At 68.9% G+C, this 25,448-nt stretch carries 19 protein-coding genes and 4 pseudogenes; 9 read left to right on the top strand and 14 right to left on the bottom strand.

Annotated features, from left to right (window positions below; translation table 11 throughout):
* Positions 1-63 precede the first annotated feature (63 nt).
* Positions 64-1,998, bottom strand: coding sequence for a glycoside hydrolase family 15 protein (locus tag J7E88_RS10895; protein WP_215180129.1), 1,935 nt, complete (start codon positions 1,996-1,998; stop codon positions 64-66).
* A gap of 237 nt (positions 1,999-2,235) precedes the next feature.
* Between J7E88_RS10895 and J7E88_RS10890 the strand changes: the two genes are divergently transcribed.
* Positions 2,236-4,347: an FUSC family protein gene (locus J7E88_RS10890; protein ID WP_215179621.1), complete on the top strand. Its 2,112-nt coding sequence runs from the start codon at positions 2,236-2,238 to the stop codon at positions 4,345-4,347.
* A 429-nt stretch (positions 4,348-4,776) separates the two neighbouring features.
* Here J7E88_RS10890 and J7E88_RS10885 read toward each other — a convergent pair.
* A pseudogene (locus J7E88_RS10885) lies at positions 4,777-5,436 on the bottom strand (class I SAM-dependent methyltransferase).
* A 599-nt stretch (positions 5,437-6,035) separates the two neighbouring features.
* Between J7E88_RS10885 and J7E88_RS10880 the strand changes: the two are divergent.
* Together J7E88_RS10880 and J7E88_RS10875 are read left to right on the top strand one after the other, a co-directional pair.
* Entirely contained in the window at positions 6,036-7,337 is a 1,302-nt protein-coding gene (locus J7E88_RS10880) for a hypothetical protein (protein ID WP_215179619.1), read from the top strand.
* Positions 7,338-7,504: 167 nt separating this feature from the next.
* Positions 7,505-7,930, top strand: a complete 426-nt coding sequence (locus J7E88_RS10875; RefSeq protein WP_215179617.1) for a carboxypeptidase-like regulatory domain-containing protein — start codon at positions 7,505-7,507, stop codon at positions 7,928-7,930.
* Positions 7,931-7,971: 41 nt separating this feature from the next.
* Here J7E88_RS10875 and J7E88_RS35765 read toward each other — a convergent pair.
* Positions 7,972-8,293: pseudogene (locus J7E88_RS35765) on the bottom strand (serine/threonine protein kinase); the annotation flags it as partial.
* 152 nt (positions 8,294-8,445) lie between these two features.
* Positions 8,446-9,522 (bottom strand): oxidoreductase, encoded by a 1,077-nt coding sequence (locus tag J7E88_RS10870; RefSeq protein ID WP_215179615.1) that lies wholly within the window; start codon positions 9,520-9,522, stop codon positions 8,446-8,448.
* A 181-nt stretch (positions 9,523-9,703) separates the two neighbouring features.
* Here J7E88_RS10870 and J7E88_RS10865 point away from each other — a divergent pair, with 181 nt between their 5' ends.
* A complete protein-coding gene (locus tag J7E88_RS10865; RefSeq protein WP_215179613.1) occupies positions 9,704-10,261 on the top strand; it encodes a TetR/AcrR family transcriptional regulator in 558 nt (185 codons plus the stop codon).
* 140 nt (positions 10,262-10,401) lie between these two features.
* On the opposite strand, the gene J7E88_RS10860 is transcribed toward J7E88_RS10865, so the two are convergent.
* The 3 genes from J7E88_RS10860 to J7E88_RS35760 all read right to left on the bottom strand — a co-directional run bounded on the left by J7E88_RS10860 (position 10,402) and on the right by J7E88_RS35760 (position 13,488).
* Positions 10,402-10,917 carry a PaaI family thioesterase gene (locus J7E88_RS10860; protein ID WP_251022437.1) on the bottom strand — a complete coding sequence of 172 codons (516 nt, stop codon included), beginning with the start codon at positions 10,915-10,917 and terminating at the stop codon, positions 10,402-10,404.
* Positions 10,918-11,130: 213 nt separating this feature from the next.
* The gene (locus tag J7E88_RS10855; protein ID WP_308307461.1) at positions 11,131-12,216 is read right to left on the bottom strand and encodes a zinc-binding dehydrogenase; all 1,086 of its coding nucleotides are present in this window, start codon (positions 12,214-12,216) and stop codon (positions 11,131-11,133) included.
* Positions 12,217-13,170: 954 nt separating this feature from the next.
* Positions 13,171-13,488 carry a hypothetical protein gene (locus J7E88_RS35760; RefSeq protein ID WP_251022436.1) on the bottom strand — a complete coding sequence of 106 codons (318 nt, stop codon included), beginning with the start codon at positions 13,486-13,488 and terminating at the stop codon, positions 13,171-13,173.
* Positions 13,489-13,616: 128 nt separating this feature from the next.
* On the opposite strand from J7E88_RS35760, the gene J7E88_RS35755 reads away from it, so the two are divergent.
* Positions 13,617-13,799 carry a hypothetical protein gene (locus tag J7E88_RS35755; RefSeq protein WP_251022435.1) on the top strand — a complete coding sequence of 61 codons (183 nt, stop codon included), beginning with the start codon at positions 13,617-13,619 and terminating at the stop codon, positions 13,797-13,799.
* A gap of 131 nt (positions 13,800-13,930) precedes the next feature.
* Here the strand turns inward: J7E88_RS35755 and J7E88_RS10840 are convergent.
* The 5 genes and pseudogenes from J7E88_RS10840 to J7E88_RS10820 form a co-directional block, all read right to left on the bottom strand.
* Positions 13,931-14,418, bottom strand: a pseudogene (locus J7E88_RS10840) (GNAT family N-acetyltransferase).
* A 271-nt stretch (positions 14,419-14,689) separates the two neighbouring features.
* Entirely contained in the window at positions 14,690-15,103 is a 414-nt protein-coding gene (locus J7E88_RS10835) for a hypothetical protein (protein WP_215179612.1), read from the bottom strand.
* Positions 15,100-17,223: an integrase gene (locus J7E88_RS10830; RefSeq protein WP_215179611.1), complete on the bottom strand. Its 2,124-nt coding sequence runs from the start codon at positions 17,221-17,223 to the stop codon at positions 15,100-15,102. Before J7E88_RS10830 ends, J7E88_RS10835 begins: the two co-directional genes overlap by 4 nt.
* A complete protein-coding gene (locus J7E88_RS10825; protein ID WP_215179610.1) occupies positions 17,220-18,953 on the bottom strand; it encodes a hypothetical protein in 1,734 nt (577 codons plus the stop codon). Before J7E88_RS10825 ends, J7E88_RS10830 begins: the two co-directional genes overlap by 4 nt.
* The gene (locus tag J7E88_RS10820; RefSeq protein WP_215179609.1) at positions 18,950-20,521 is read right to left on the bottom strand and encodes a site-specific integrase; all 1,572 of its coding nucleotides are present in this window, start codon (positions 20,519-20,521) and stop codon (positions 18,950-18,952) included. The genes J7E88_RS10825 and J7E88_RS10820 overlap by 4 nt, the downstream gene beginning before the upstream one ends.
* A 13-nt stretch (positions 20,522-20,534) precedes the next feature.
* On the opposite strand from J7E88_RS10820, the pseudogene J7E88_RS35750 reads away from it, so the two are divergent.
* A pseudogene (locus J7E88_RS35750) lies at positions 20,535-20,624 on the top strand (dipeptidase); the annotation flags it as partial.
* Between the two features lie 175 nt (positions 20,625-20,799).
* On the opposite strand, the gene J7E88_RS10815 reads toward J7E88_RS35750, so the two are convergent.
* Entirely contained in the window at positions 20,800-22,002 is a 1,203-nt protein-coding gene (locus J7E88_RS10815; RefSeq protein ID WP_215179608.1) for an erythromycin esterase family protein, read from the bottom strand.
* A gap of 59 nt (positions 22,003-22,061) precedes the next feature.
* Here J7E88_RS10815 and J7E88_RS10810 point away from each other — a divergent pair, with 59 nt between their 5' ends.
* Both J7E88_RS10810 and J7E88_RS10805 read left to right on the top strand, forming a co-directional pair.
* Positions 22,062-22,793: a TioE family transcriptional regulator gene (locus J7E88_RS10810; RefSeq protein ID WP_215179607.1), complete on the top strand. Its 732-nt coding sequence runs from the start codon at positions 22,062-22,064 to the stop codon at positions 22,791-22,793.
* A 153-nt stretch (positions 22,794-22,946) separates the two neighbouring features.
* A complete protein-coding gene (locus J7E88_RS10805) occupies positions 22,947-23,384 on the top strand; it encodes a hypothetical protein (RefSeq protein WP_215179605.1) in 438 nt (145 codons plus the stop codon).
* A 499-nt stretch (positions 23,385-23,883) separates the two neighbouring features.
* Here the strand turns inward: J7E88_RS10805 and J7E88_RS10800 are convergent, their stop codons facing one another.
* Positions 23,884-24,747, bottom strand: coding sequence for an SDR family NAD(P)-dependent oxidoreductase (locus tag J7E88_RS10800; RefSeq protein ID WP_215179603.1), 864 nt, complete (start codon positions 24,745-24,747; stop codon positions 23,884-23,886).
* Between the two features lie 106 nt (positions 24,748-24,853).
* On the opposite strand from J7E88_RS10800, the gene J7E88_RS10795 reads away from it, so the two are divergent.
* Entirely contained in the window at positions 24,854-25,435 is a 582-nt protein-coding gene (locus J7E88_RS10795; RefSeq protein ID WP_251022434.1) for a CGNR zinc finger domain-containing protein, read from the top strand.
* Positions 25,436-25,448: the final 13 nt, after the last annotated feature.

Below are 25,448 nucleotides of genomic sequence, written 5' to 3'. Positions count from 1 at the left end.
TGAGCCCCGGACACAGGACGGACCCTTTCAGGCTAGTTCCGTGCCGCTCGAACCGCATCCGCGTCACCACAGGTGGGGCGGCGGCGTGCTGCGACGCCGTTTCGGCGCGCGGCCCTGCACCAGCCGGTCGAGGGCGTCGTCGAGCGTCGTCGCGGCCATGATGAGCGCCAGGTGGGTGAAGGCCTGCGGGAAATTTCCCAACTGCTCGCCGGTCGGACCGATTTCCTCGGCGAAGAGCCCGACGTGGTTGGCGTAGGTGAGCATCTTCTCGAAGGCGAACCGGGCCTGCTCCAGGCACCCGGCGCGCGCGACGGCGTCGACCCAGAGGAAGCTGCAGAGACTGAAGGTGCCTTCGCTGCCGCGCAGCCCGTCCGGCGAGGCGTGGGGGTCGTAGCGGTAGACCAGACTGTCGGAGACCAGGGAGCTCTCCATGGCGTCCAGCGTGCTCAGCCAGTCGGGGTCGGTGGGGGAGGCGAAACCGACGCGCGGTGCCAGCAGCAGCGAGGAGTCGAGGACGTCGTCCTCGTAGTGCTGGACGAAGGCTCGGCGGCCGCTGTGCCACCCCTTCTCCATGACCTGGGTGAAGACGGTGTCGCGCGCCGTCCTCCACCGCGCCACGTCGGCCGGCCAGGACAGTCGGTCCGCCAGCCGCAGACCCCGGTCGAAGGCGACCCAGGACATCACCCGGCTGAACGTGAAGTCCTGCCGGCCGCCCCGGGTCTCCCAGATGCCGTCGTCCGGCTGGTCCCACAGCGTGGTGAGCTCGTCCAGGACGCGTGCGACGGCCTTCCATTCGCGGGAGGAGAGGCCGGGGCCGTCGTCCGGGCCGTGCGCGCCCCGCCCTTGTGCGAGGGCGTAGAGGGCTTCGCCGTATATGTCCAGCTGCAACTGGTCCTTGGCCGCGTTGCCCACCCGAACGGGAGCCGAGCGCCGGTAGCCCTCCAGGTGCCCGAGCATCTCCTCCGGCAGGTCGGGGTCGCCGTCGACGCGGTACATGATCTGCAAGGGCGTTCCGCCGGGCCCGTGCGGCAGGTCCGCCCTCTCCGAGAGCCGCCGCATCAGCCAGTCGGTGAAGGCCGTCGCTTCCTCCACGAAGCCCAGGTCGAGCAGGGCCCGGACGGACAGGGAGCCATCCCGTATCCAGGTGTAGCGGTAGTCCCAGTTGCGCTCCCCGCCGACCTGCTCCGGCAGCCCCATGGTGGCGGCGGCGATCGGCGCCCCCGTGGGCAGGTACGTCAGCAGTTTGAGCGTGATCGCCGCACGGTGCACCATGTCCGGCCAGCGGCCGGCGTAGCGAGTGGTCCGCACCCAGCCCTGCCAGAATCGGATCGCCTGCCACAGCCGTTCGGTGAGCCCGTCGACGGCGATGGGCTCGGGCGCTTCGCCGCCCGCGTCGCAGACGGTGAGGGCGACGCCCGCCGTCTCACCGGCGTTCAGTACGACCGTGCCGTCGACATCGTCGCCCTGCCGGCGCAGAGGGAACGTGGCCTGCAGATGGGCGTCGAGACGCGCACCGCGGAACACGGCCCGCCCTTCGCGCGCCGAGCCCCGCCCCTCGCGCGTCGAGCCCGGCCCCTCGTCCGTCGAGAGGATGTGGCGGTCGCGCCCGAAGTCGAAACGGGGCGCGCACTCCAGACGGAACCGTATGGTGCCGCGCATGCACCGCAGGACACGGATCAGGGCGTGCCGGTCCGAGGGTGTGGGGGAGAGCAGGGGAGGCATCCAGTCCATGAGTTCCCCGACCCCGTCCGGCGACATGAACCGCGTCACCAGGACCGCTGTGCCGGGGTAGTACAACTGCTTGCTCGTCCCGTCCGGAGTGTCGGGCCCCAGGCTGAAGTGCCCGCCGACGTCATGGTCGAGGAGGGCGGAGAAGATGCCGGGTGAGTCGAACCGCGGGGCGGCATACCAGTCGACGACGCCTTCCGACGAAATCACGGCCGCCGTCTGCAGATCGCCCACCAGTCCGTGGTCCGCGATGAGGGGGTATCGCTGCACAAGACACTCCAGGTGGTCCGTCAGTGTCATTATCCGACTCCCGCCCGGATCCGTCGCCCGGGCGGCCCCGCCCCATCGCCTCCGCACTGTCGCCTCCGCCGGGACCACCCACGGGGGCCTACGCTGGAAGACGGGCCTCCGCCGACGGCGTGGCCCGCCGATTCGCCGGCTCGTCGGAGGTGGTGTTGGCCTTGTACCGCACACGCGCAGCTTCCGGTACGCGAACGCCCCCGCACCGTGCCTGACGGCCTGTCACCGAACGCACCGCGACGCCGTGACGCCCTGCGCTCGGCGGTCAGGGTGACCGTCGCGGTCTGCGCCGGCTTCTACGCCTGCCGGTACGGCCTGCAACGCCCGGTGATGTCGGTCTACGCCCTGTTCGGAGTCATCGCCCTCGGGGTGCTGTCCCGGATGACGGGATCGGGTCGCGCTCGGTCGGCCGGTGTGGTGAGGGCACTGCCGGTGGCGCTCACGCTCACCGCCGTCGGCACCCTCCTCGCGGTACACACCTTGACGGCGGTGCTGGGCATGGTCGTCGTCGGTTTCACCTTCACGTTCAGCGCCGTTGCGGGACCGCGCGTCGCCGGGCCGTCCAGCGGTCTCCAACTGTGCTACATCCTGGCCTGCTTCCCGCCCTACGCCCCGCAGCAGATCGGCGACCGACTCGCCGGACTGGCCCTCGGCATGGGCCTGCTCGCCGCGGCGGAACGCTGGCTCCTGCCCGAGAAGCCCACCCGCGGATACCGGACCAGGCTGGCCCTCGCCTCCGCCACGGCCGCGCGGCTCGCCGCCCGCCTCGCCGCCGACGGCCGGACCGGGGAGGGCACAGACGACCGCACGGTGGACGCAATCGCCGACGACCTCAGTCCCGCGAGGCTGCCGCAGGGTGAGCGGCCCGCGGCGCCGTCCCGGACCAGCCGTGCCTATGCCCAGGCCGGAGCGTCCGCCCGGACCTTGCTGCACCAGCTGAGGGGGCTCACCCACACCCGGCCCGACTGCCCCGACGCGCTCGCCGCGGCCCTGCTGGAGGCGGTGGCCGACACGTGCCGGCACACTGCCGAAGCCCTGCGCGACGAGGCGCCGCCGCGACCCGGCGCCGTGCACGAGGCCATCGTCCGGTTCCAGACGGCACGACGCCGGGCCGTCCACGAGCGGCCCGAGCCCGACCCGCGCTTCCGTGCAGCCGTCCTCGCCGCGGCCGAGTCGGCCCGCAATGTCGAGCTCGCCGCACGGGTGGCCCTGTGCGGCCGAGGCATCGGATCCGTGGAACCGCGGTCCCTGTTCTGGTACGCCGACGCACCCACCTGGTGGCTGTGGGCCCGGCGCGTACGCGCACACCTGACCCCCCGGTCGGTCCTCTTCCAGAACGCCGTCCGGGTCGCCCTCGGGCTCGGCGTCGCACGCCTGGTGGCCGGGCTCCTGGATCTTTCCCACGGCTTCTGGGTCCTCCTGGCCGTCCTCACCCTCGTACGCACGACCGTGGTGCAGACCCGCCAGGCGGTGGCGCGTGCCCTCGCGGGCACGCTCGCCGGCGCTCTGTGCGCCGCGGCGCTCCTCACGGTGCTCGGCCCCGACAGCATGGTGTACGCGGCCCTCCTCGCGCCCGTCATGATCGCGACGTTCGCACTGGGACCGCTGTTGGGCATCGCCTGGGCGCAGGCGATGTTCACCGTCCTGGTGTCCATCGTCTTCGCCCAACTGGCGCCCGCGACATGGCAACTGGACGAGGTCAGACTCCTGGACGTCCTCATCGGCAGCACGGTGGGCCTGCTGTGCGGACTGCTCGCGTGGCCCAGGGGCGCGCGGCGTGAACTGCTCAACGCGATGGCCCGGTTGCTACGGGAGTGCGCCGGCCTGGTCACGTCCGTGACGGCGGCGATCCTCACCGGCCCGGGCCGGGGCGCCCCCGTCAACGGCGAGCCGGCCTCCCACGCCCTGGTCCTCGCACAGACCGCCTACGCCCAGTACCTGAGCGAGCCGGGCTCCCCGGAACTGGACGGCGACGCGACGGACTGGCACGTGGCACTCATGGTCGGCCAGCACGCCCTGGCCGGCAGCTACTGGATCCCCCTCTACGACCGGCCGGACCGCGCCGCCCTCACCGAGCGGGAAGCACACGAGGCACGGCGACAGGCCGTCACGCTTTCGCGCACGCTGACCGCAACGGCGGCCGCCGCCGACGGGGGCGGCCCGTCGTACGACCCCGCCGAACCCCTGCCCCCCGCCGGCCCACCGGCCGCTGACGTACCCGAACTCGCCGACCTCGAGCTGTGGCTGGCCATCCTGCGCAACGACGTGCATCTGCTGCACGAACCCGCGCGCCGGCCGCACGGCGCAGGCTCCGCCTGACCCGCCACACCGGTCGGCGCCGCGGCGACTGCGCGCCACTCCGAGTGCCACCCGCGAGCGCGCGTGCCGGCCAGACGTATGCGCGCGGAGGCGAGCAGGGACGGCAAGACCTACGGGGTGCTCATGGAGTGCGCCGCGGCGACGCCCACGACCCGGCCCAGGTCCCGTGCCCGTCAGCCGATATCTTCTCCTGGTTCTTCGAGGGATCGGCTCCCCGGGCGATACCGGCGTCGTCGATGGGAGCGGGGAACCGCGTGGAGACAGAAGAACCGGTGCAGTCTTACAGGTCACCTCAACTTGCCGGCTACCGCTGCCTCCCCCGCCGAGCGCAGGGCCGACCACTTCCTCGCCTTCGCGGACGTCGCGTGTACCCTCATTTGGCCACCGCAGACTCGCCGAACGAGGTGGCTTCATACCCAGATTGGGCTCCTACTGGGTGTCGGGTCGGCGGCGCGCGAGAAGGATTCCGCCGAGCGTGCTCTCGGCCGAGCTGAGAGTCCTCCGTGACTCGACAGTGAAGCCGGCACCGTTGAGCCAGGCGGTCACTTGGCCGGGCCGGCGACGTGAACCCAGACCCTCATCGGGTGGCCGCCGTAGCCCTGCGTCTTCAGCCGTGACTCATCTCCGACGTGGAAGCCGAGCAGCAGCGGGGCACCGGGCCGCAACACTCGCTGGAAGTGCGTGAAGACCGAGCCGATTTCGTCGTCGGGGACGTGGATGAGCGAGTACCAGGCGACCAGGCCGGCCATCGAGGCGTCGGCGAGGTCGAGGACCGTCATGGAACCGACCTCGAACCGGAGGCCGGGGTGATCACGTCGAGCTACCTCGATCATCGCGGGCGACAGGTCGATCCCGAACGCGTCCACGCCCAGTTCACGCAAGTGGGCCGTGATTCTCCCCGGTCCGCATCCCACGTCCGCAACCGGCCCCCCCACCGCTGGTGTGCACCAGGTCGGCGAACTGCGCCATGACCGCGCGTTCGTGGGGCGTTTCAGCCAGAAGGTCGCGTACTCGGTCCGCGTAGCTGGTGGCGACGGTGTCGTACGACGTCCGAGTGTCTGCTAACCAGTCTTCAGTGTTCCATCCGATTTTCACGACGGCAGGCTACCCAACCGCCCCGACTGGATCGCCTCCCACGGCGCACAGCGCTTTCAACGTGCTTGGCATTCTCGGTCTGACGCTCGGTGATGGCCGCGGGCCACGGTCCCGTAGGTCGGCGAGAGCGTCGAAGCGGGCGTCCCAGCAGGCCGTTTCCCGTTGTGCGCGGCAAGCAGGTGACCTTCGGCGTGTCCCGGCCTTTCAGGACGTCGACTGGCTTCACGCCCTCTCCATGATGGCCCGGGGTTTCCGACAACAGCCTTGTGGCTGTGCATCAGGAAAAGAGGGTCACCTTGACGACCAGACGAAGCGTTCGTCGAGTCCTGCCACTTGTGCTGGCAGCACTCACGCTGAGCTTCGGCATGCCCGGGACGTCTCCGAGCGCCACGGCACGGGACCACGGGGACGCCGTGGTGGCGGCCGACCACATCCGGCTGCCTCCGGCGAAGGCCGTGACGCCCAGGGGAAACACGGAGTCCGAGGACCGACGTCAGCCCCCGGCACCGCTCCCCACAGACACAGAAGAGCGGCGTGCCACGGCCCGAGAGCTTCCTCCGCAGAAGCGCCCGAGCGTTGGCGCACGGTCTTCTGTGCTCCTGGCGCCGCCCGCCGGTCAGTTCGGCTTCGAGGGCCTGAACCAGGGCAGCACCGGCGCGCGCCCACCGGACACGCACGGCGCCGTCGGCCTGAACCACTTCGTGGAGGTCACCAATGGCAGGGGCATCGGCGTCTTCAACAAGGCCAACGGTGCCAACGTGCTGAACGTGTCGTTCGCCAGCTTCTTCAGCTACACGACGACCATGATCTTCGATCCACGGGTCGTCTACGACAAGAAGTGGAACCGATGGGTCATCGTCGCCGAGGCGCTCCCTGAGCCGACCAACCCCTCGGTCCAGAACCTCTTCATCGCCGTGTCCACGACGTCCGACCCGACCGGCCCGTACTTCCGCTACAGGTTCGACCTGCCGGAGGGCACCGACTTCTTCGACTTCCCGCAGCTGGGCCTGGACCAGGACGCCCTGATCATCACGGGCAACGTCTTCAACGCTTCCCTCACCACTTATCTCCGCACGCGTGTGCTGGGCCTTGCCAAGGCGGACATCTACAACGGGCGCGCCACCACGTTCCAGTACTTCAACCTCGGGGCGGTGGGCTCGGTGGCGCCCCCCATCGTGGAGGACAACAACGCCAACGCCTTCCTCCTCACGGGCAGCCCCTCCGGGGCCCTGAGGCTGTTCCGGGCCACAGGCCTTGGCCGGAGCAACGCGAGCATCGCCGCGCCGGTGAACGTGCCGGTGCCGGCGTTCGCCGCACCTCCGGACGCGCGCCAGCCGGGATTCCCCGACCGGCTCGACTCGTTGGACGCCCGTTTTCAGAACGCCAGCACCCAGATCGGCAACCAGCTCCTCAACATCCACACCATCGCGGCCGGTTCGCGTCCGACGCCGAAGTGGTACCAGATCAACACCGGCACCAACGCCCTGACCGCGTCCGGGTTCGTCTTCGAATCCGGTGACTCGGACGACTTCAACCCCGCGGTGGTCGGCTCCCCGGTCGGCGGCACCGCGGCCAACCCCATCGGACGCATGTTCTTCACCTGGTCGTCGACCGACGCGGTCGGCTCCGGCCTCCACCACGCCGCAGTCAAGGGCAGCGGAAGGTTCGCGACCGATTCCACGACCGTCACGGGAGGCGTGACCTTCGCGGTGGCGACCGGCCCCTACAATCCGTCGTCGGCCACTGTCGAGCGCTGGGGCGACTACTCGGCGGTCACCATCGACCCCGTGGCCGTCAGCGGCTGTCCGGTCGGCCAGCGTGCCTGGCTCGTGAATGAGCGGCACGTGAGCACGAGCATGTGGGGTTCGCGGATCGGACGTCTCGGTTACTGCTAGGCGAAACGAGACCGGACCACCGTTGAGGCGGAGGGGCGCTGCGTCGCCCCTCCGCCCTTGTTTCTGTCCCGTCAGGCATGGTGCGTGGCGCAGGCCCTCCTACAGTGGAGGTGTACACCGGCTTGCGAGCTGTCCGCACAGACGGTTCGGGCTTGAGGAGGAGCACGGTGCGTTCCCGTGTCCTGACCGTGCCCGCCACCGCATCGCTGATCGCGATGGCCGCACTCGCCTCCTGCGAGAACTCGCCGCACCAGGGACCCGGCACCGGGCCGAGGGGCGGCGGGTCGGGAGTGGCGGGTGTCGTCGTCCTGTGGCCGGTGTGCCCCGTCGAGGGAGCCCCGGAGCAGCGCGAGGACGACTGCCGGGGCGAACCGACCAAGGCGACCGTGCACGTACGCGAGCGCACAACGGATGACGTTGCCGCGACGGCGCGCGCCGGGCAGGACGGCCGGTTCCGGGTCTCTCTGCGCCCCAGCGAGTACACCGTGACAGCCGAAGTACCGGGAACGAACTCCTGCAAGCCGATCGACGTCATCGTCCGTCCCGGCATGCACGCGGACGTGACGGTCAGGTGCGACACGGGCCTGCGCTGACGCGCGCGGGACGCAGTGGGCTCCGTTCGGTGCCCGGTGGTTCACCGGCCGTCGGGCGTCCTCTGATACCGCAGCGCCGTCGCCTTCGGTGCAGTCCTCCGTCTCCCGGGCGCGGCCGAGCCGCCGACGGCAGTGGGCCTCGTCGTTGCGGCTCGCGAGGGTGCCGGGGGCCCAGGACGCGTTGGTGCGGGCGGCCGCTACCCCGACGCCACTCGGTGAGTGCGTCCGCCCAGCGGCCGAGCCGGCCCAGGCCGACAGCGACCTCGCGGCGGCTGAGGAAGGTGTCGGGATGATCGGGCCGAGCACTCGCTCGCGGATCGCGCACACGTCGCGGTACGCGGCGGGTGCCTCCCCCCGATGCCCTGGTGGATGGGGCGGGGCGAGTCCGGCCACGGTCGAGCAGACCGCCGCGGCGATGGCTGCGTGTGGCTTGTACGACGGGGGAGAACACCCCGGCGGAGCACGCCGAGGAGGCCGCCCGGCTCGGCGGTCCGGACGCGTACCGGGAGCAGATGTCACTTCTGAGAAGACGGTTCTGCGGGCAATGAGTAGTGCACGCCGGTGAGCTGTTCCGAGAGCACCCACAACTGCTGCGCTGTAGAGGAGTCCTGGATGGCGCGTTCCCGGCTGCGGAGGACGGGCTCGCCACGGAGCTGGAACGGCCCATCGGGCACGACGTAGCTCCCACCGGCCAGGTTGGGCACGGTTGAGGCGTACAGGGAGGTCTTGGCGCCTTCTGGTGTGGGGCGGAAGGCGATGCGCAAGAGCAGGCGCGTGAGAATCCGGTATGCGCGGCCCCGGGTGCTGTTGGGACCGCCAGTGAGCACGTTGGAGCGCGTGAGTCCGGGGGCGACAGCCGTGCTGCGCAGCCCCAGCCCGGCGATGTCGGCCCTTCGCTGCAGTTCCATGGCGAAGTAGAGATTGGCCCGCTTGGACTGCAGGTAGGCGAACATCGCTCGGTAGCGGTGCTCAGCATTGAGGTTGGTCATGTCGAATCGGGCGAATCGCTGGCCCTCACTGCTGACCGTGACCACGCGCGGGTCGGTGGCGGCTAGCAGGTGCGGCATGAGGAGACCGGTGAGCGCGAACGTGCCCAGGTGGTTGATGCCGAATTGGGACTCGAAGCCGTCGACAGTCCGGGAGAACGGCACCATGGCGACACCGGCGTTGTTGACGAGGAGATCAAGCCGGTCGTGGCTCCAGCCCTCGGCGAAACTGCGGATGGATTTCAAGTCGGCGAGGTCGAGCATGCGCAGTTCGGTGCGGGCGCCGGGGACTTCGGTTCGCAGCCGCTCCACTGCGTCCCGCCCACGCTCGCGGCTGCGGCAGGCCAGGACGACGTGGGCACCGCAGCGGGCGAGTTCCCGAGCGGTGACGTACCCGATGCCGCTGTTGGCGCCGGTGACAACAGCCAGTCGCCCCGACTGGTCGGGGATGGCATCCGGCGTCCAGCTCGTGCGCGGAACCGTTTGCGACACCGAGTTCGCGGAGCCATGGTCGATCGGGCGGGGACCGTACTCAACGCTGCACGCGGCTGTGTCGCCGTGGTCGCGCAGTGAGGCTCGGGCGGCTGCCCGGGAGTCACGGGTCATGGGGACCTCAATCCGTGGGTCAGGAGTGCCTGCGGCCCCGAAAGAGCGCAGCCACATTGCAACTCGAAGTTGCGATATCCTGATCCTGTCGCATGTTCCCCCATCAACGCAACCAGGAGTTGCAATGGAGTCTGTCGGGTCGCCCTCAAGGCGTGCCCCTGCTGTCGGGCGAGGCAACAAGATGCGCGCCGCCGTGCTGGAGGCGGCGATCACCGAGCTCACGAAGACCGGGTATGCAGCTCTGACCGTCGAAGGCGTCGCCCAACGGGCCGGCGTACACAAGACGACGATCTACCGGAATTGGAAAGACTCTGACGGCCTTGTCGCCGACGCGCTGGCCAGCCACTTCGCCACGCACATCCCGATCCCCGACACCGGGGCGGTGGAAGGTGACCTGCGCGCTCTGGCACGCTCCCTCGTTGCCACCATGACCACGCAAGCAGGCCGGGCCTTGCTGACCGTCGCCCTCTCGGACGCCGTACGCATCCCCCAGCTCGCCGAAGTCAAGCACGCGCTCTTCGACGACCGGTTCCGGCGGGCGGAACCCATTGTCACCCGAGCCGTTGAGCGCGGCGAACTACCTGCGGACACCGACCCCGCCGAACTCCTCAAGGCCCTCGCCGCGCCGATCTACTTCCGGCTCGTGTTCACCGGCGAGCCGGTCGACGAGGCGACCGCGGACCGGGCAGTGCAGGTTGCACTGGCCGCCGCGCACGCCCGCGTGCTGCCGGCAATGTGACCCGACCCTCATCGATCCGCTGCGCCATCCCGGACGAGGCCGACCACATCGCAACCGCGGAAAGCCTGGTGCCCGCGGTGGCCGCCCGCCGGAGTTCGCCGGGACCGACTACCGCGAGCGCCGTGCGCCGCGATGTCGGCTCACGACGTCACAGCCGGGAACAACTGCAGCTTCTGGCCTGCATCAGGCGCAATGAAGACAGCCTGGGCCGTCACGAGGAGCGTGGCAGAGTCCGCTTCGGTGGCGATCGAGCCATCCGAGTAGATCTTGCGGCCCTTGGTTCCGGTGACGTTGGCGAAGACGTGCAGGGGCGTCTCCACTGGGACAGGCCGGTGGTAGCGCACGTCGAGGGAGACCGTCATGGCGGGCGTTCCCGCAGCGGTGCAGGCCCAGCCCATCAGTTCGTCCAGCAGCATGGCGCTCATGCCTCCGTGGCCGTAGCCGGGCGGGCCCTCGTGAGCGATGCCGAGGGTGCACCTGCCGAACAGGCCGCCGTCGGCCTGCGCTACGAGCAGGGGCGGTGAGAGGGGGCTGCCGACGCCGGTGACCGGACTGTAGGTCCGTACCCCTCGGGGGAACTCATCGACGGCCGGGCTCTCCGCACGTGCGCGCCGTCGGCCCGTCAGCTGGGCGGTGAGGCGACGCACTCCGTCCATGACGTGTGCAGTACGTCCGCCGGGGCAGTGGTGCGCACGGTGGCATCGACAAGCAGCCGCAAATGGTGGCCGAGGGTGGCGATCGCTTCTCGTTGCTGTTCCAGGTTCTTGTCTGCCAGAGGTTCAGGGCCGGCGCTTGTCGGAGTGATGGGCGAGTTCATCAGGCTTTCTCGGTGCCGTGTTTCTGTGTGTACGTGCTCGCGGCCGCGGTCGTCAGCGCGCGAGCAGAAACGGGCTGATGTCTCGGACGAAGACGGGTTTGAGGTGCTTCTCGGGCAGGGCGTCGGGGAGCTGTTCCCAGTCGAGGACGTGGGAGACGACGCGTTCGGGCGCGACCTTTCCGGAGGAGGCGAGGTCGAGAGCGTCGGGTATGTGCGCGCGGACGTTGTCGCGGGCGATGCGGAGGGTGACACCGGTGAGGTACATGTCGAGCAGCGGCAGCTCGCCCGGGCGGAAGTGGTTGCCCGCCGACTCGCAGACCCCTTCGGGAGCAAGGGACTTGACGGCGAGCGCGAGCTGCTCGACGCGGCCCGTTGCCTCGACTGCCAGGTCGAAGCCGTATGGGATCGGCTCGATCGCCTCGGCGGTGCGGGCGCCGTAGCTCTCGGCGAGACGGCGGTGTTCGGGGTCCGGGTCGACGTACAGGACGTCGGAGGCACCCAGCGCGCGGGCGATGTCGCACACGTACAGGCCGATGCTGCCGCGGGCGACGACCAGCACCCGGGCGCCGGGCTTGTCCGTCAGGTGGGGTGCGACCAGGCGCCAGGACAAGGACCAGTTGTCGCTGGCCGAGGCCATGGCCACCGGGTCGAGGCCGGCCGGGAGCGGGACCAGCATGTGATCCGCGAACGGGACGCGGACCGTGTCCGAGAAGAGTCCGCCCCATGTGCCGCCGATCGGCGCGTCGTACATGGCCATGTGCGGGACCGCGGTGCAGTGGGCGGTCAGTCCGCCGCGGCAGCGGGCGCAGGTGCCGCAGTTGATGGACCAGGGCACGACGACCAGGTCGCCGGGTTTCCGTGCCCACTCCAGGTCCCCGGAACGCTCGTCGAGCAAGGCGAGCGCGGCATGCGGCTGCGCCACGGGATCGACGTCGGCGGTGGTCAGCAGGCCCTCGTACGCAAGCCGCACAGCGATTTCCTCAACCCGCGAAGCCAGGGCAACCGCCTGCGCATGGCTGAGCTCCGCGCGACCGGCAAGGCCCTCGGCGATGTCCGCGTCCGCGACCGCGATCAGACGGTCGACCAATTCGGATGGAAGGGCCGCATTGGCGGCGAGCCCGCACAGTACATGGTTCACAGGGAGCATCCTGCCCGGACCGTGGTCGAACGGGCGATGCATTTCGGCGTCGACGAGTTCCCGGCGACTGCCGCCACGTCCCGAACGCTTCACTTGGCGAAACGCGCCAAGCGCGCAGTGCTCAGTCACACGTTGTGACTGAGCGTCGTAGTCGGCCCGTCCGGCCAGTACACGCTCAAATCACCGTCGAGCGGGAGCGCGGCCTGCCAGAGCGCTCAGATGGACACCGCAGTGGCGTCAGTGCCCTCCGCATAGTGCCGCGCTGATCAACGAACGTGACAGCATCGACTGGCCGTCGATGCCCCATGCATACGCTCCGGCCGACGAGGTCCCGGCGTGCTGAGGGGCATGGGGTCGATGGACGCCGAGGTCCGCAGGAGGGCGCTCGGCGACTTCTACAGCGCGGTCCAGCACCAGGGCGACGTGTACGCGTGTACGACGGCGAGGCTGCCGTTCCTGTTCGCCCTGGCCGACAACCCTGCGCGCCGAGGGCGAGGGCCGTTCCGGCAGCTGCCGCGAGCTGCGGGAGGGCGGACGCGGAGCCGGTGTTTGCCGGGGTCCCGGTGGTGCCGCCCTGCGGGACGGCGGCCGGCCTGGTCTTGGAGGTCTTGCCGGGCTTGGCGTCGTCGACCTTGCCCGGCTCGGTGCCCGCGGCCAGGACGCCGAACGCGTACTCCGTGAAAGGTTGCCGCCGCAGGTGCCGTCGTCGTGGACGTAGTCACCGGCGACGAAGGCGATGGCGTGCCCGTGCGGGTGCCTTGGCGTCGACCGTCGGGCGCAGCTTGACGTCGGCGTGTGCCCCGCCTTCAGCGGAACCTTCATCCGCACAGGACGCCACCCGCACGAGCGACGCTCAGGAGCCTGCCCGATGATTGCTGAGCGACCTCTGCGTGACCACGAAGGGGGAGATTCGTCCTGCTTGCGTGTGACGACATGCCGCACGGAAGCCGTGGCTCAGCCGGTGATCCGCCGGGGGATGATCAGCCCATGAACGAGATCGTGTTGATGTCGGATCCGAAGCTCGCTGCCATATCCGTCGAGGAGTGTGATGAGCCGTTGCTGGATTGTCGTGGCGTGCTGCGCGTCGATCAGCGACGGTCCGACAGCGCGGGCGACTGGGCGCATCTGCGAGCCGGCGTGGTGCAGCGGCTGATACGCGCTCAGGAATTGTTGCCCCAGGGATGGCAGTGGTTGCTGGTGGAGGGCTACCGGCGCCCAGCCTTGCAGGTGAGCATCTTCAACGACTACGCGGCTACGCTGCGGCGGCTTCACCCTGAAGCGTCAGAGGCCCGCATCCACACAGCAGCCACGCGCTGGGTCGCCCCACTGGAGACCGCCGGCCACGTCTCGGGGCCGCCATCGACCTCACCGTCTGCACAAAGGACGGCGTCGAGATCGACATGGGAAGCCCCGAAGCCGCCACACCGGAGGAAAGTGGCGGTGCTTGCTACACCCACGCCGCCGGCCTTCCCGCACAGGCCCAGCAGAACCGCGCTGTGATGCTCGAAGCCCTGACCGCGGTCGGCATGGTGAACTATCCGACTGAGTGGTGTTCCCAGTCAAGTTCTTGTGTTCAAGCTTGAGGTCTCCGTAGGCAGCGCTTCAGACGGCGCCCGGTCGTCTTCGTCTGGTGAGATGTTCACGAATTTCAACAGCGCCAAGTTCGGTGCCGGTAGGGCTGTCGAGTTGCGGATCCGCGCTGTAGAGCACGAACTCAATGGGACTGAGTGATCGGGGACCGCACGCCGAGCCACTGCTCGGCGTCCCAGGCATGGAACCGCTCTACCTCGGTGAACCCGAGCTTTGCCGCGAGACGCATCGAGCCGACGTTGGCGGTCTGGGTGTGGAGCACCACCGGCTCACCGGGAAGGACGCCGTCGAACCAGTCGAGTGCCGCCGCGCACGCCTCGGCGGCATACCCGAATCCCCACCTCGAGGCAGGAACATGTAGCCGAGATCGACCTTCCCCGCGGCAGCCAGGCGACTGTGCTCCGGTGCTCTCCTGAGCAGGATCTGGCCGATCATCGCTCCGTCGAGATCAACGACGAAACTCCCGGGCCACCGCTCGGGTATCCCGGGCATCTCGCGCTCAAGTTCGTCACGCGGGCGGGGGCCGCCGAGGTAGGTGTGCACCTCTGGCGAGGCAAGCAGCTCGATGAACGCCGCACGGTCCCGGGCCTCGGGCTCACGAAGCACGAGCATCTCGGTCCTGATCGGGGCAGGTGGCCAGGCGACAGGTCCAAGATCAGTCATGTCGCCAGCTAATCAACAGGCGCGGCAGCGATCAAGACGCGCCGACCGATCAAGCCACCGGCCCCGCGCCCCTCACCAACGCAGCCTGGCCCGACAAGCCACGTCTGCCAGGGGCGGGATACCTCCCGCTCTCGTGAACATCGGCTTCGGCACGATGGTGCCCCGAAGGGAGAGTGGGTACCGCTGTGGATGGCCATCCGGCAGGCAGTAGGGCAGGTGGTCACCCTCCCGTCGTATGGAGGGGAACGACATTGTCCGGCACCTCTTCCGGGGGCTTCCCTGCCCCCCTGTCTTGATGGGTGAGGACGGCGTTCGCGAGTGCGAGTTGAGTGACTTGGTGCCGGAGCTCCGTGATTTCGGCCTTCTGCGCGGCAACGGTTTCCTTCAGGTCGGACACGGTCTTGCGGAGCCGCTTTTCCGATTCCGGGGGTTGCTTCGTCTCGGTGCGGACGCGTTCGTAGAACTCGGCCTTCAGGTCCGCATGGCGCTTCTGGAGGGCCATGCGGTGAACACCGGCTTCGGCCGCGAGAGCGACGACGGTCAGTGCGCCGTCGGAGGCTGTGGGCTGGCCGGTGAGTAGCCGGTCCATGGCGGCACGGATGCGTGTCCGCTCGTCGGTGGATTGCTCGGTCACGACAGGTCCTCGGCAGGTTGGGCGGTGGCGTGGTGAGTGTCGACGGTGGCGCGGTATTGCTCGGCGGTGATGCGGAGGCGCCTGGCCAGCGGCTGAGGGGAGAGGGCCGCGAGTTTGTTGATGCGGTCGGTCTCTTCCAGCAGTTCGGTCGCGTGGCTGTCGAGGCGGACGGCGTTCCCGCAGCCGGGGCGGCAGTCGAACTGGTTCGGGGAGGTTGCGTTGGGGCCTGGTTCGCAGAGCGCGTTGTCGCGCTTGAAGACGCAGATCAGCGAAGCGTCCGGGTTGTCGAAGAGGACCAGGCCGTCGCGGGCCAGGTAGTCGGCGGCCTGTTTGGCGAACTTCTGGGTGACCGTACGGCCCTCGAATCGTGGCGCCTGGACGGCGGCGGTGAGGGCTCGTCGGGCGGCGGGCCCGGAAATCTTCTCGCCGGCGGCGAGGCGGTCCCGCAGCCGCGCGGCGGTGTCAGCGGCGGCCAGAGCGGTCTCGACATCGAGGACACTGTGGATGCCGCGGCGGCTTCGGCTGCCGTACCCGCTGGACGTACGGGCGTCGAGGACGGTGCGCATGTGGCCGTACTGGATCGCGAGTGCGACGAGCCCACCAGGTCTGCGGGCGATGTGCCACGCCAGGGTCCGGCGGAACCGCCCGAGCCCGATGGCGCCGTGAGGGTCTTGGGGGACGCCCTGGTTCTGCAACCCGTGGGATTCGGTCTCCCGGTTGATCCAGGCGATGAAGTCCTCGATCCGCTGGTTCATGCTGCTGTTCTTCAAAGCGCCGCCGCGCTGGCGGCCGCGGGCAAAGTCGTGATGGGCGGAGCTGAAGAGCAGTTCGCCCTCGGGGACCATGCGTTCAAGGACTCGGATCGCGCGGACGACCGGGGTGATGGCGACCCAGGGGACCTCCCGTTCCTCACCGGCCGAGACGTGCTGGCCGTCGTCGTCGGTGACGTTCTTGTAGTGGTGACTGCGGATGAGATGGCGGCCGCCGTCCTCAGGGTCGGGGCAGCAGCCGGACCGCAGACCTTGTACTTCCTGCGGTCGCATGCCGGTCAGATAGAGGCAGACGATCATCGCGGCGGTGGCCAACTGCCTCATCAAGGTCGAGACCTCGTTGAAGTCGAGGTGCTCGCGCCAGGGCCTGCCGTTGATTTGCCCGGTCACGGCTACCGGGAGCGGGCAGGGACCTGGCCGCAGCGTGCTGAGCTCATGGCGTTGTCGAAAGCCACTGACCTGGTTGACGCTGCAGCCGACGGTGGCCGCAATGAATGTTGCGGCCAGGACAGTCTTGCCGCGCCACTCGGTGGTCGGCAGGCCCGTGCCCGCAGCGAGTCGGGGCAAGAGGTAGTCATCAAGCGCGGCCAGTCCTGCGGGCGAGCCCGGGTTGGTGATGGCCAACTGCTGCATGCGGCGCCATTCCACCCAGGCGGCTAGGATGTCGTCCGCGAGGTCGTCGACCATGCGGATCGCCCACATCAGCAGCGGGCTCACCACGCTCGGATCCAGCGGCTCGGTTGTGTTCTCGCCGGTGTCCTGCGGGGTGGAGGATGGCAGATAGTCGTCGACGCCTTCCCGTTCCCAAGGTGGTTGCGTGACGCCGATGGGCTGAGTGCAGAGCTGGTCGAATGCCCACAGATCGGTGAGGCGACTCAGAGCTTCCTCAGCGTGGTGCCGGGTCGGATTGGTGCGGAAGCGGTCAGTGACGTAAGCAATCCAGTGGTCGTCGGTGCAGCCACGCAGATCTTTGACGCCAGCGGTGTACAGCCAGCGGCCGAGTCGCATCCACTCGTAGCAGGTTTCCCGCATCTCATTGGCGGAGCCTCTGGCACGGGCCCGAATCCCTCGGCTCTGGAGGTAGGTGGGTCGCAGCTGGCCGTTCAACAGAATCCAGGTCACCTGCTTGATCTGCCCCGTCATCGGTGCGGGGCAGTTCCTCCAGTGGATCTTGATCAAGCTGGCGCCGGGACGGTCGATGAACGGCCCGAGCGGCCAGACCGGCTCCTGGTAACGACCGTTGGGGTTGGCGTTTCCGGAGCTGATCCACCGAGGAAGGACGACCGGGCTGTCCGGGGTGGGGATCGGCAGCAGATAGGGGTCGCTCTCCGAGGCAAGAGGGAGGCTCATGAGGCAAGTTGTCCCTTCAGCAGGAGATCGACCAAGGTGCGGTCGGTGTCGCTGGCCCGTACCCGAGCGGCAGCCCAGGACGGGCGGCCGACCTTGTCCGCCAGGTCGTCGAGCCGTTGCCAGTGTTCGTACCAGCGCTGGTGCCATCTGTGTTCAGGCATCGCCGACCGCAGGCCCTGGATGTGTTCGTGAAGGAGGGCGAGGCGGGGGTGGTGACCTGGGTGGACGTGTGCGTTAGGGCAGGCGAGGCAGAGCAGGAAGTCGGCTCCGCAGCCGCCGTCCGGGGCAGGCCATGGGGTGGTGGTCTCGTCCGCGCAGTCCGCGGTCGCGGTTTGTCCGTGGGCCGGGTCCGGATTTTGAGCGAGGCGGCCGCCAAAGAAGATCTTCTGCGCCTGGTCGAGAGCTTCGAGCGCGCCGTCCTCGAAGGTCTGCTGCGAGGCTTGTCGGACTTTTTGGTCGGGCAGCACGTAGACGCTCTCGTGCGTCCCCTGTGAATGCTGGAGAGGCTTGCCCTCCCGAGTTACCGTTGTGCGTCGGATCTGGCGGAAGGGCGAGCCGTTCAGCTTGTGTTCGATCGCCCAGGACTTTCCGTCGACACCCGAGACACCGAACACGATCGGGCCCACTGCCGGGGGACGGTCCATGTCCTTGCGTCCGCCCTTCTGTCGAACCGCGCGGGCTGTCATCAACAGGTCTGCGCCTGGAGCCAGTTGCGCAGCCAGGAGTCGACCGTGGAGCGTGGCCTGCAGTGCCTGCGTGATCAATCGCCCTGGCGAGTCGGCCCCGGAGTCGGTGATGTTCTCTGTGGAGAACCAGCAGCCGTTCCCGGCCCGGCGCTTCTCGACCTTCACGTGGTAGGTCACGTTCGTGCTCTCCGCGACCGACGGAGCCCTGGTCGGGGCCGGCATACGGTCATAGACGGAGAGGTTCCAGCCGAAGCGATCGGTCAGCAGTACGGCCAGGGCTGTCAGCTCCGACGGGGTCAGGAACAGTCGGCCCCACGTGTGCTCGATGTCGCGGCCGCCCAGCAATCCGCGGTTGGTGATGGCCTGTCGACCACTCGGCAACTGCGTACGGGGCACGTCCCCGACATGAGCCACATGGTCCAGCGCTTCCCCGAGCCGCCAGTCACGGCTGCCCTCATCCAGGGCTCCCGCCTGCCACCTCTCCAGCAGTTCACTGTTCTCCCGGATCCTGAGCCAGGCAGCCCGGAACTGACGGCCTGCTGCCAGCAGCACGTGCTCGCGTTCCGCCTCGTCGTAGGACTTCCTGACGGGCTTCGGTGCGGGAACGCGACGGGCCAGCTCCTCTGCGACCGGCCCTTCGTTCAACCGGGGGTCGCTGCGGAGTATCCGATGGACTACCCGCAGCGTGGTGCGACCGGTGTTCGTGCTGATGTTCTGCAGCCGCCAGCGCTTGAGCGTCGCCGCGTCCAGGCCGGTCAGATCCTCGGGAGGAGTGTCGAAACCGGAGATGAACTCGGCGAACACCTTCAGCCTGTTCCAGGCAGCTGTGGCGCTGTAGTGGCTGGTCCACTTCGCTCGCTGGGCAGCGAACACCGTTGCCAGAGAGCGCTGCATCGGCTCCGGGACGGGCAGGTCGGAGAAGACGAAGTCCTTCCCGTGGCCAGCCTTGTTGACGATGGTGACCACCAGGCCGCTGGCAGCGAGCGGTGGCTCGAAAGTGAAATCGGTTGGCGGCAGGATCGCCCGACGCCCGCGGCGGCTCACCGTCCGGCCTCCGGCAGCCGGTCGACGATGACGTCGATGTCCTGGATCCCGGCCGACTCCTTCGCGAGCCGCGCGAACACACCGTCGATGTCCTCGACCTCGCGGTCGGGCCCGTCGGCCTCGGCTGTCGCCAGGATTGATTCGAGCTGCAGATGTGCGACCGGAGCCAGGTAATGACGCTTGGTCGTCTCGACGTCTGCATGCCCGAGGAGGGTCTTGACCAGCCACCAGGGATCACCGAACAGCATCGCGAAATCCCGGCGGTCCTGCGCGGTCAATCCGAAGCGGGCTTCCATCAGCTGGTTCAGCACGATGAGCATGTACAGCGCGAAGGAGTGACGCGTGGAGTGCGGGGTCGCGTACGGAGTCCGGCCCCGGACCTCTGCGGCTCGGAGGTTCCGGCCCACTTCCCGCTCGGCGGGGGTCAACAGAACCTCTTCGCAGCGCAGGTTCGCCGTGGTGAACACCGTGTTCCAACGGTCGGGAAGCATCGGCAAGCCCTGCTCGGTCAGCCACAGCCACGCAGGTTCCGGCCCCTCCGGGCCTTCGAGGAACAGCCGCTGCCGTTCCCGCCAGCCCAGATGGGTCAAGTACTGATGGCCCTCGACACCATTTCGGTCCACCCAGAAGACTCTCGGTGCCCGGCCGCGGGTCACCTTCGTGACCAGGCGCATCTGCTCAACCCGCTCGTAGCGGCCCATCTGCTGAGCGCGCTTCACCGCCCAAGCCCGCTCCGACTGCACATAGGTTTCGACCTGCCGCAGGGCATCCAGCGAGGTGTAGAAGGTACGGCCGTTCTTCGATCGGGTCACCGCCCCGGCGAGCTGGCCGTGCTGGTAGCGCCCGTGCTGCAACCGCTGAGCGGGCAGCTCGAACGTCAAAAGCGACCCGCCTTCCTGTCGCCGAAGCCCCGAGCTCAAGATGAACTGCACAAACGAGGTGTTACGGGCCTCGGTCCGCGCATCCCATCCCCAACTCGGCACCCCGTCGCGGCCGTGACCGCGCAGGCCGACGTCCGACCACAAGCTCCACGTACGCGGTGTCAGCCACGACACCCGGGCACTGACCGAGTCAGCCGCACGGTCCTCCCGCCGGGACGCGTCCACCGGCCGTGGGCTCACCCTCGCCCACTTGAACAGGCGGGTGAAGGCGGCGGCCTCACGGTTCCATTTCGACCCGCTGATTCGCTCGGGATTCTGCGGAGCATCACAGCGCCAGGTCCTGTAGTTCAGCAGGTCCTGCTCGGAGGCTTGGCGCCAGTCGGTCCCGCGCGACGACAGGAACGTCAGGAGGATCCGAATGTCCGTGGCGTAGTTTCGCTTCGTCTCCCGCGCAAGGAAGCGGAAGTGCTTCGAGAGAACGAACTCCAACAGGTCGGAGTCGATGGTGAAGTCTGGAGCGATGAAGACAGGATCACCCGGCATCAAGCCGATCCGCTCGACCGCCGCTGGAAGGTCCTCGACCCCCAACACTCCCGCTTCAGGAAGCGTCCCCCACCGGCCCGGGTCGGGCACCCACACCACATGCCACTCACTCACACTCGTCCCTTCCCCGGTGCTTGAACACATCTAATCATCAGGGAAGTGGTGGCACTGGTCCTACGGGGACCGCTACTGGGCCCTGGCCACGGGGACTGCTGCTGCCCTCTACGGCCCGCGGAACCGAGGCTGAGCCTCCGTTTCGGGGTCTGAGGAACACCCGTGTCAGATCGTGCGCTAAGCCTTCGTCGGCCCTGGTGGGCGGCTGACGGCGCGTCGGCGATGGGAGCGGTCGTATTCGCCGTTGACGGCCGGGACGCTCCCGCGTATCCGGGGTGCCCCGGCAGGCCGGACTGCTGATGGTGGCACTAGCTCTGCGAGACGTCTTTGACGAACACGATCCCGTCGTTTTCGGCCAGGTGGGCCGGGTCAAGTGGGGAGTAGCCGAAGTAGGGGGACACGCGGGGGGCGGGCCTCGTGTCGTCGAGGGCGGTGGCCAGACGGGGAGCGTCGACGACGTAGCGGTCCTCCGGGAGCGCGTACAGGAGCCCTTCGACGGTATCCGGCGGCGGGGTGTCCACTCCCTGGTGCCGGATCGTGCCGAGAGCCGTAGCCAGGAAGGCGTACCCCTCGCCCAGGTGGGTGCTCACGAGCGCGCCGGCGCTCCACCACTCCAGCGGCAGGCCGCCCATCCGCATCGTGCTCTTGTGCCGCTGGAGATGGCCGTTGTGGGCGTGGACCAGTGCCGGACCCCGTGCGACGACGGCGAGGAGGTTGTCGGCCATCATCCGGTCCCGCAGGCCCACCAGCCGCGTCATGCGGCTCGGTGAGGTGTCGGCCATCCAGAAGTGGTAGCGCAGCAGGCCGGTGGCGGTACGCCCGTACAGGCGCGCCCGGTCCCAGTCGTCCCGCGATGTCGCCGTGATCAGGTGGGGCGTCTGCTCGTCGAGCAGCGCCCCCAGATCGTCGGCGAGCAGCCGCAGCTCCCTGGCCTCGGCCGACTGCCCCACGGACTGGGCCGGGTCCCTCATCGCGGCGGGATTGGTCCACCGGTCGTCGGGGCCGAGCAGGCGGTCGAGCGTTTCCGCGGTGCAGGGGAGCAGGTCCGCGTCCACCCGGGCCGAGAGGTAGCCGTGGAGTGCGATGAGGGCCTGCCGGGGGCTCGCGGCGCCGGTGATCTCCAGCGGGCCGTCGAAACCGGCGAAGCGGAGCCGCTCGGACGCGGGCCGGCCGTCGTTGTAGGCGAGCATCCAGCGCACGAGGTCGCGGTTGGCCGCGGACGCGCCCCACCCGTGGCTGATTCCGCGCTCCATGACCTCGTCGAGGGTGCCCGTGCCCGAGGTGACGTATTCGTCCACGACCAGACCCATCATGCAGTCGCTCTCGATCGCGATCGTCCGGTAGCCCTCCTCCTCGACGAGCTGCCGGAAGAGCTCGTTGCGCAGGTCGAGCAGAGTGTCCTCGCCGTGGGTTGGTTCGCCCAGGGCGAGCAGCCGCGGCCGTGCCGGGAGCAGCCTCATGACGGCGGCCGCCTCGACGGCATGGATGGTTTCCCTGATGTCAGTAGCCATGCCTTCAACGGTATCGTTGAACTTTCGTTTGAAACTTCCGAGCGATATCGGCAAGGACCATGGGACGAAACCTTCAAAGCAGTGAGCGTCTCAGGCCGGTTGATCTGGCGCGCGGGCACGGTCTGTCCACGCAGGCGGTCAGGAACTACGAGGAGGTCGGCATCCTTCCGGCCGCCGGTCGCACAGCCCACGGCTACCGCACCTATACCCCGCTGCACGCGCAGGCCCTGCGCGCGTTCCTCGCCCTGGTGCCCGGCCACGGCCACCAGACGGCGACGGCGATCATGCGGGCGGTGAACGAGGGCGCGACCGAGGAGGCGTTCCGCCTCATCGACGAGAGCCACGCCCAACTCCGCGACGACCGCCGGACCCTCCAGGCCGTGGAGAGCGCCCTCCGCGACCTGGAGGCCACCACGGCGTCCCAGCCGGCCGCGGTGTCCGGGCCCGGCGGCACGTTCATCGGGCCGCTGGCGGTAAAGCTCGGAATCCGGCCCGCGACGCTGCGCAAATGGGAGCGCGCCGGGCTGGTGCGCCCGCGCCGCGACCCGCTGACCGGTTACCGCGTCTACGACGAGGCCGATGTACGCGACGCCCAGCTGGCCCACCAGCTCAGGAGGGGCGGCTACCTGTTGGAGCAGATCTCCCCGCTGATCGCCCAGGTGCGGGCGGCCGGCGGGCTGGAGCCGCTGGAGGCCGCACTGTGCGACTGGCGCGGCCGGCTGTCCGCCCGCGGGCGGGCGATGCTGACCGGGGCCGCCGAGCTGGAGGCGTACCTCCGCAAGCACGGATGAGACTTCGGTCGCCAGCCGAAGAGAACACGACCCGACGCGTGCGACCAAGTGGCCTTCCTGCCCTTCTCCCTCGCCAAGGATGCGGCCACCAGGTGAGGCTCGTGCCGTACAAGGCTGAGCTGGAAGGCCGGCTGGCGGCGGTACTGTCGGCCGATGGAGTCGCAGAAGTCGAACGAGTGCCCGCTTCATGGCGCTGGGGCGAGTGCCCAGAGCCTGGTAGGGCGTCGACTCGCGGAGGTCGTCGCGTCGTGGCACCTGTACGGCAGCTATGAACCGGCGGGCCCGATGGATGTGTGGCTGATCGGTGACCGGGATGGTGCCGTTCACATCACGACCGGGTCAGATTGGTGTCTGGTCGTTGAGGTGTCGGAGCCGCACGCCGGTTATGACGTGGGCAACTGGGGGCTCATCACAACGGGAGCGATCGGAAAGGAGACGCCGTTCGCATACCACATCGGGGAGAGCGTTCTGGCGGTGCGAGAAGACCACGAACCGCACACGGGACGCGTCGCCCTGGAGCTCTCCTTCCCCACCGGTCGGGTCCGTTGTGAGAGCTGGGCTGGGGACCTCCGCCTGACCCCGATGCGATGATCTTGATGTGGCTGGTGTGATCACGGCGTTGGACTCGTCCTGCCGTGGCTGCAGGCCGCCGAAAACGGTGAGGGCATACCCGCTGTCCGGGCCGGCCGCCGTGCTCTGCCCGGCTTGGTCCTGGACATCGACGCAACCTTGGTGGCCTGCCACTTCGAGAAGGAACAGGCCGCCGCACCCTACTAGGGTGGTTTCGCCTTCCGCTGGGAACGGCGGAACCCCCCCGACACGGTTCAATCATCCCAGCTCAAAAGACACTTACGCGCTCCAGACCACCAACTGGCCCTGCCTCGACCGAAATGGCGGGGCCAAGCAGTGGACGGACAGAATCCAGGTATGGCGGCAAAGGAGGCGGGTCGCCAAGCTGGCCGCGATGGACGTCACATGGGCAGGCTTCGGTTTGTCATCAAGATCCCCAGGGTGCGCCCGGCGTTTGCCGTCGGGCTGCCGGAGCCGATTGCCGGCCTTCGGTCACCCGAAGGCCGCCCGGCCCGATTGGTCAGGACCCTCGGGGAGCGCCGTCCACGCTCCGGGTGATGTCCGTCCAGGCATCCAGTTCGCGTATGCGTGCGCCGAGGGCGCCGCGAATGCCGTCCTCCGCCGCGCGTCCCAGGGTCAGGCGCAGGGGCGGCTGCTCGGCGTCGACGGCGGTGATGACGGCCTCGGCGACCCGGGCGGGATCGACGAACGCTTCAGGGGACAGTTCACCGAGCGAGCTGTGGACGGCGCGGACGGTCCGGTCGTAGTCGGGGGTGGGTTCGGCGAAGACCAGGTGGGACAGGAAACCGGTCCCCATGTAGCCCGGCTCGATCAGGGTGACCTTGACATCCAGGGGGGCGAGTTCGGCAGCCAGGGCGTCGGACAGTCCTTCGAGCGCGTACTTGCCGGCGGCGAGCAGGCCGACGCCCGGGTGCGCCGACTGCCCGTAGAGCGAGGATCCCTGGAGGATGTGGCCCGATCGCTGCCCTCGCAGGACGGGCAGCGTCGCGCGTAGCACGTTCAGCGGGCCGAAGACGTTGGTGTCGAAGATGGCCCTGGCCTGTGCGTCGGTCGCCTCCTCGACGGCGCCGAACAGTCCGTATCCCGCGATATTGGCGACCACGTCGATGCGGCCGAAGGCGGCGAGGGTCTGCTCGACGGCGCGGTGTGCCGCACTTTCGTCTCGGACGTCGAGTTCGAGCGCGATGGCCTGGCCGGGGTAGCGGTCGACGAGGTCGGAGACCGACTCCGGCCGGCGGGCAGTGGCCGCGACGCGGTCGCCGCGGTCGAGGGCGGTGATTGCCAATGCGCGACCGAGGCCCTGAGAGGAGCCGGTGATGAACCAGGTGCGGGCAGTGTTCGAGGTGTCGCTGTCGTTCGTCATGGTTATGACCATAAGCGCTTAGCTCATAACTAACAAGCGCACTGTCGCCCTGATGTCTATGTCCCTCTGTAATGACGCCTCTCTTGCCTCGGGTACACTGGGCTTCATGGCCATGGATGCAAGCCGGACGACGCTCAGCCCTTCGGCCGCGGCTGAGGTCGTACTCACCTTCGTCAACACCCGTGCGATCGACGGCACGCGTGAGGAACTCCTCGACGGGGCCGCCTTTTCACGGTGGTTGCGGCAGGAGGATCTGATCGACTCCGGATCGCTGGTCACCGATGCCGATGCCGCCGCCGCACGCGAGCTGAGGGACGCCTTGGTCCTCGTCCTGCTGGCCCATGCGGGCGAGCAGGACGACCAGGGCCGAACCGGAGCCGAGGAGTATCTGCGCCGCAGTGCGGAGTTGTATCCCCTTGCTCCGGTCATCACCGCTTCCGGCGTACACCTCGCGCCCACCCAGAGCGGGGTGCGGGGCGCGCTCGCAAAGATGCTCGCCGCAGCGTCCGAAGTAGCCCTGCGCGGCTCCTGGATGCGCCTCAAAGCATGCCGAAACCCGCCGTGCCACCTCGGGTTCTACGACCGCACGCGCAACTCCTCCGCGGCCTACTGCAGTCCGAATCGATGCGGAGCCCAGGTCGCCATGCGCACCTACCGCAGCCGCAAGGCAAAGGAAGAAGGCCGGTAGCCGGGCACATCGG

It is taken from the genome of Streptomyces sp. ISL-10 (genome assembly GCF_018614575.1).
Taxonomy (GTDB): Bacteria; Actinomycetota; Actinomycetes; order Streptomycetales; family Streptomycetaceae; genus Streptomyces.
This window is presented reverse-complemented; position numbering and strand designations above follow the sequence as displayed.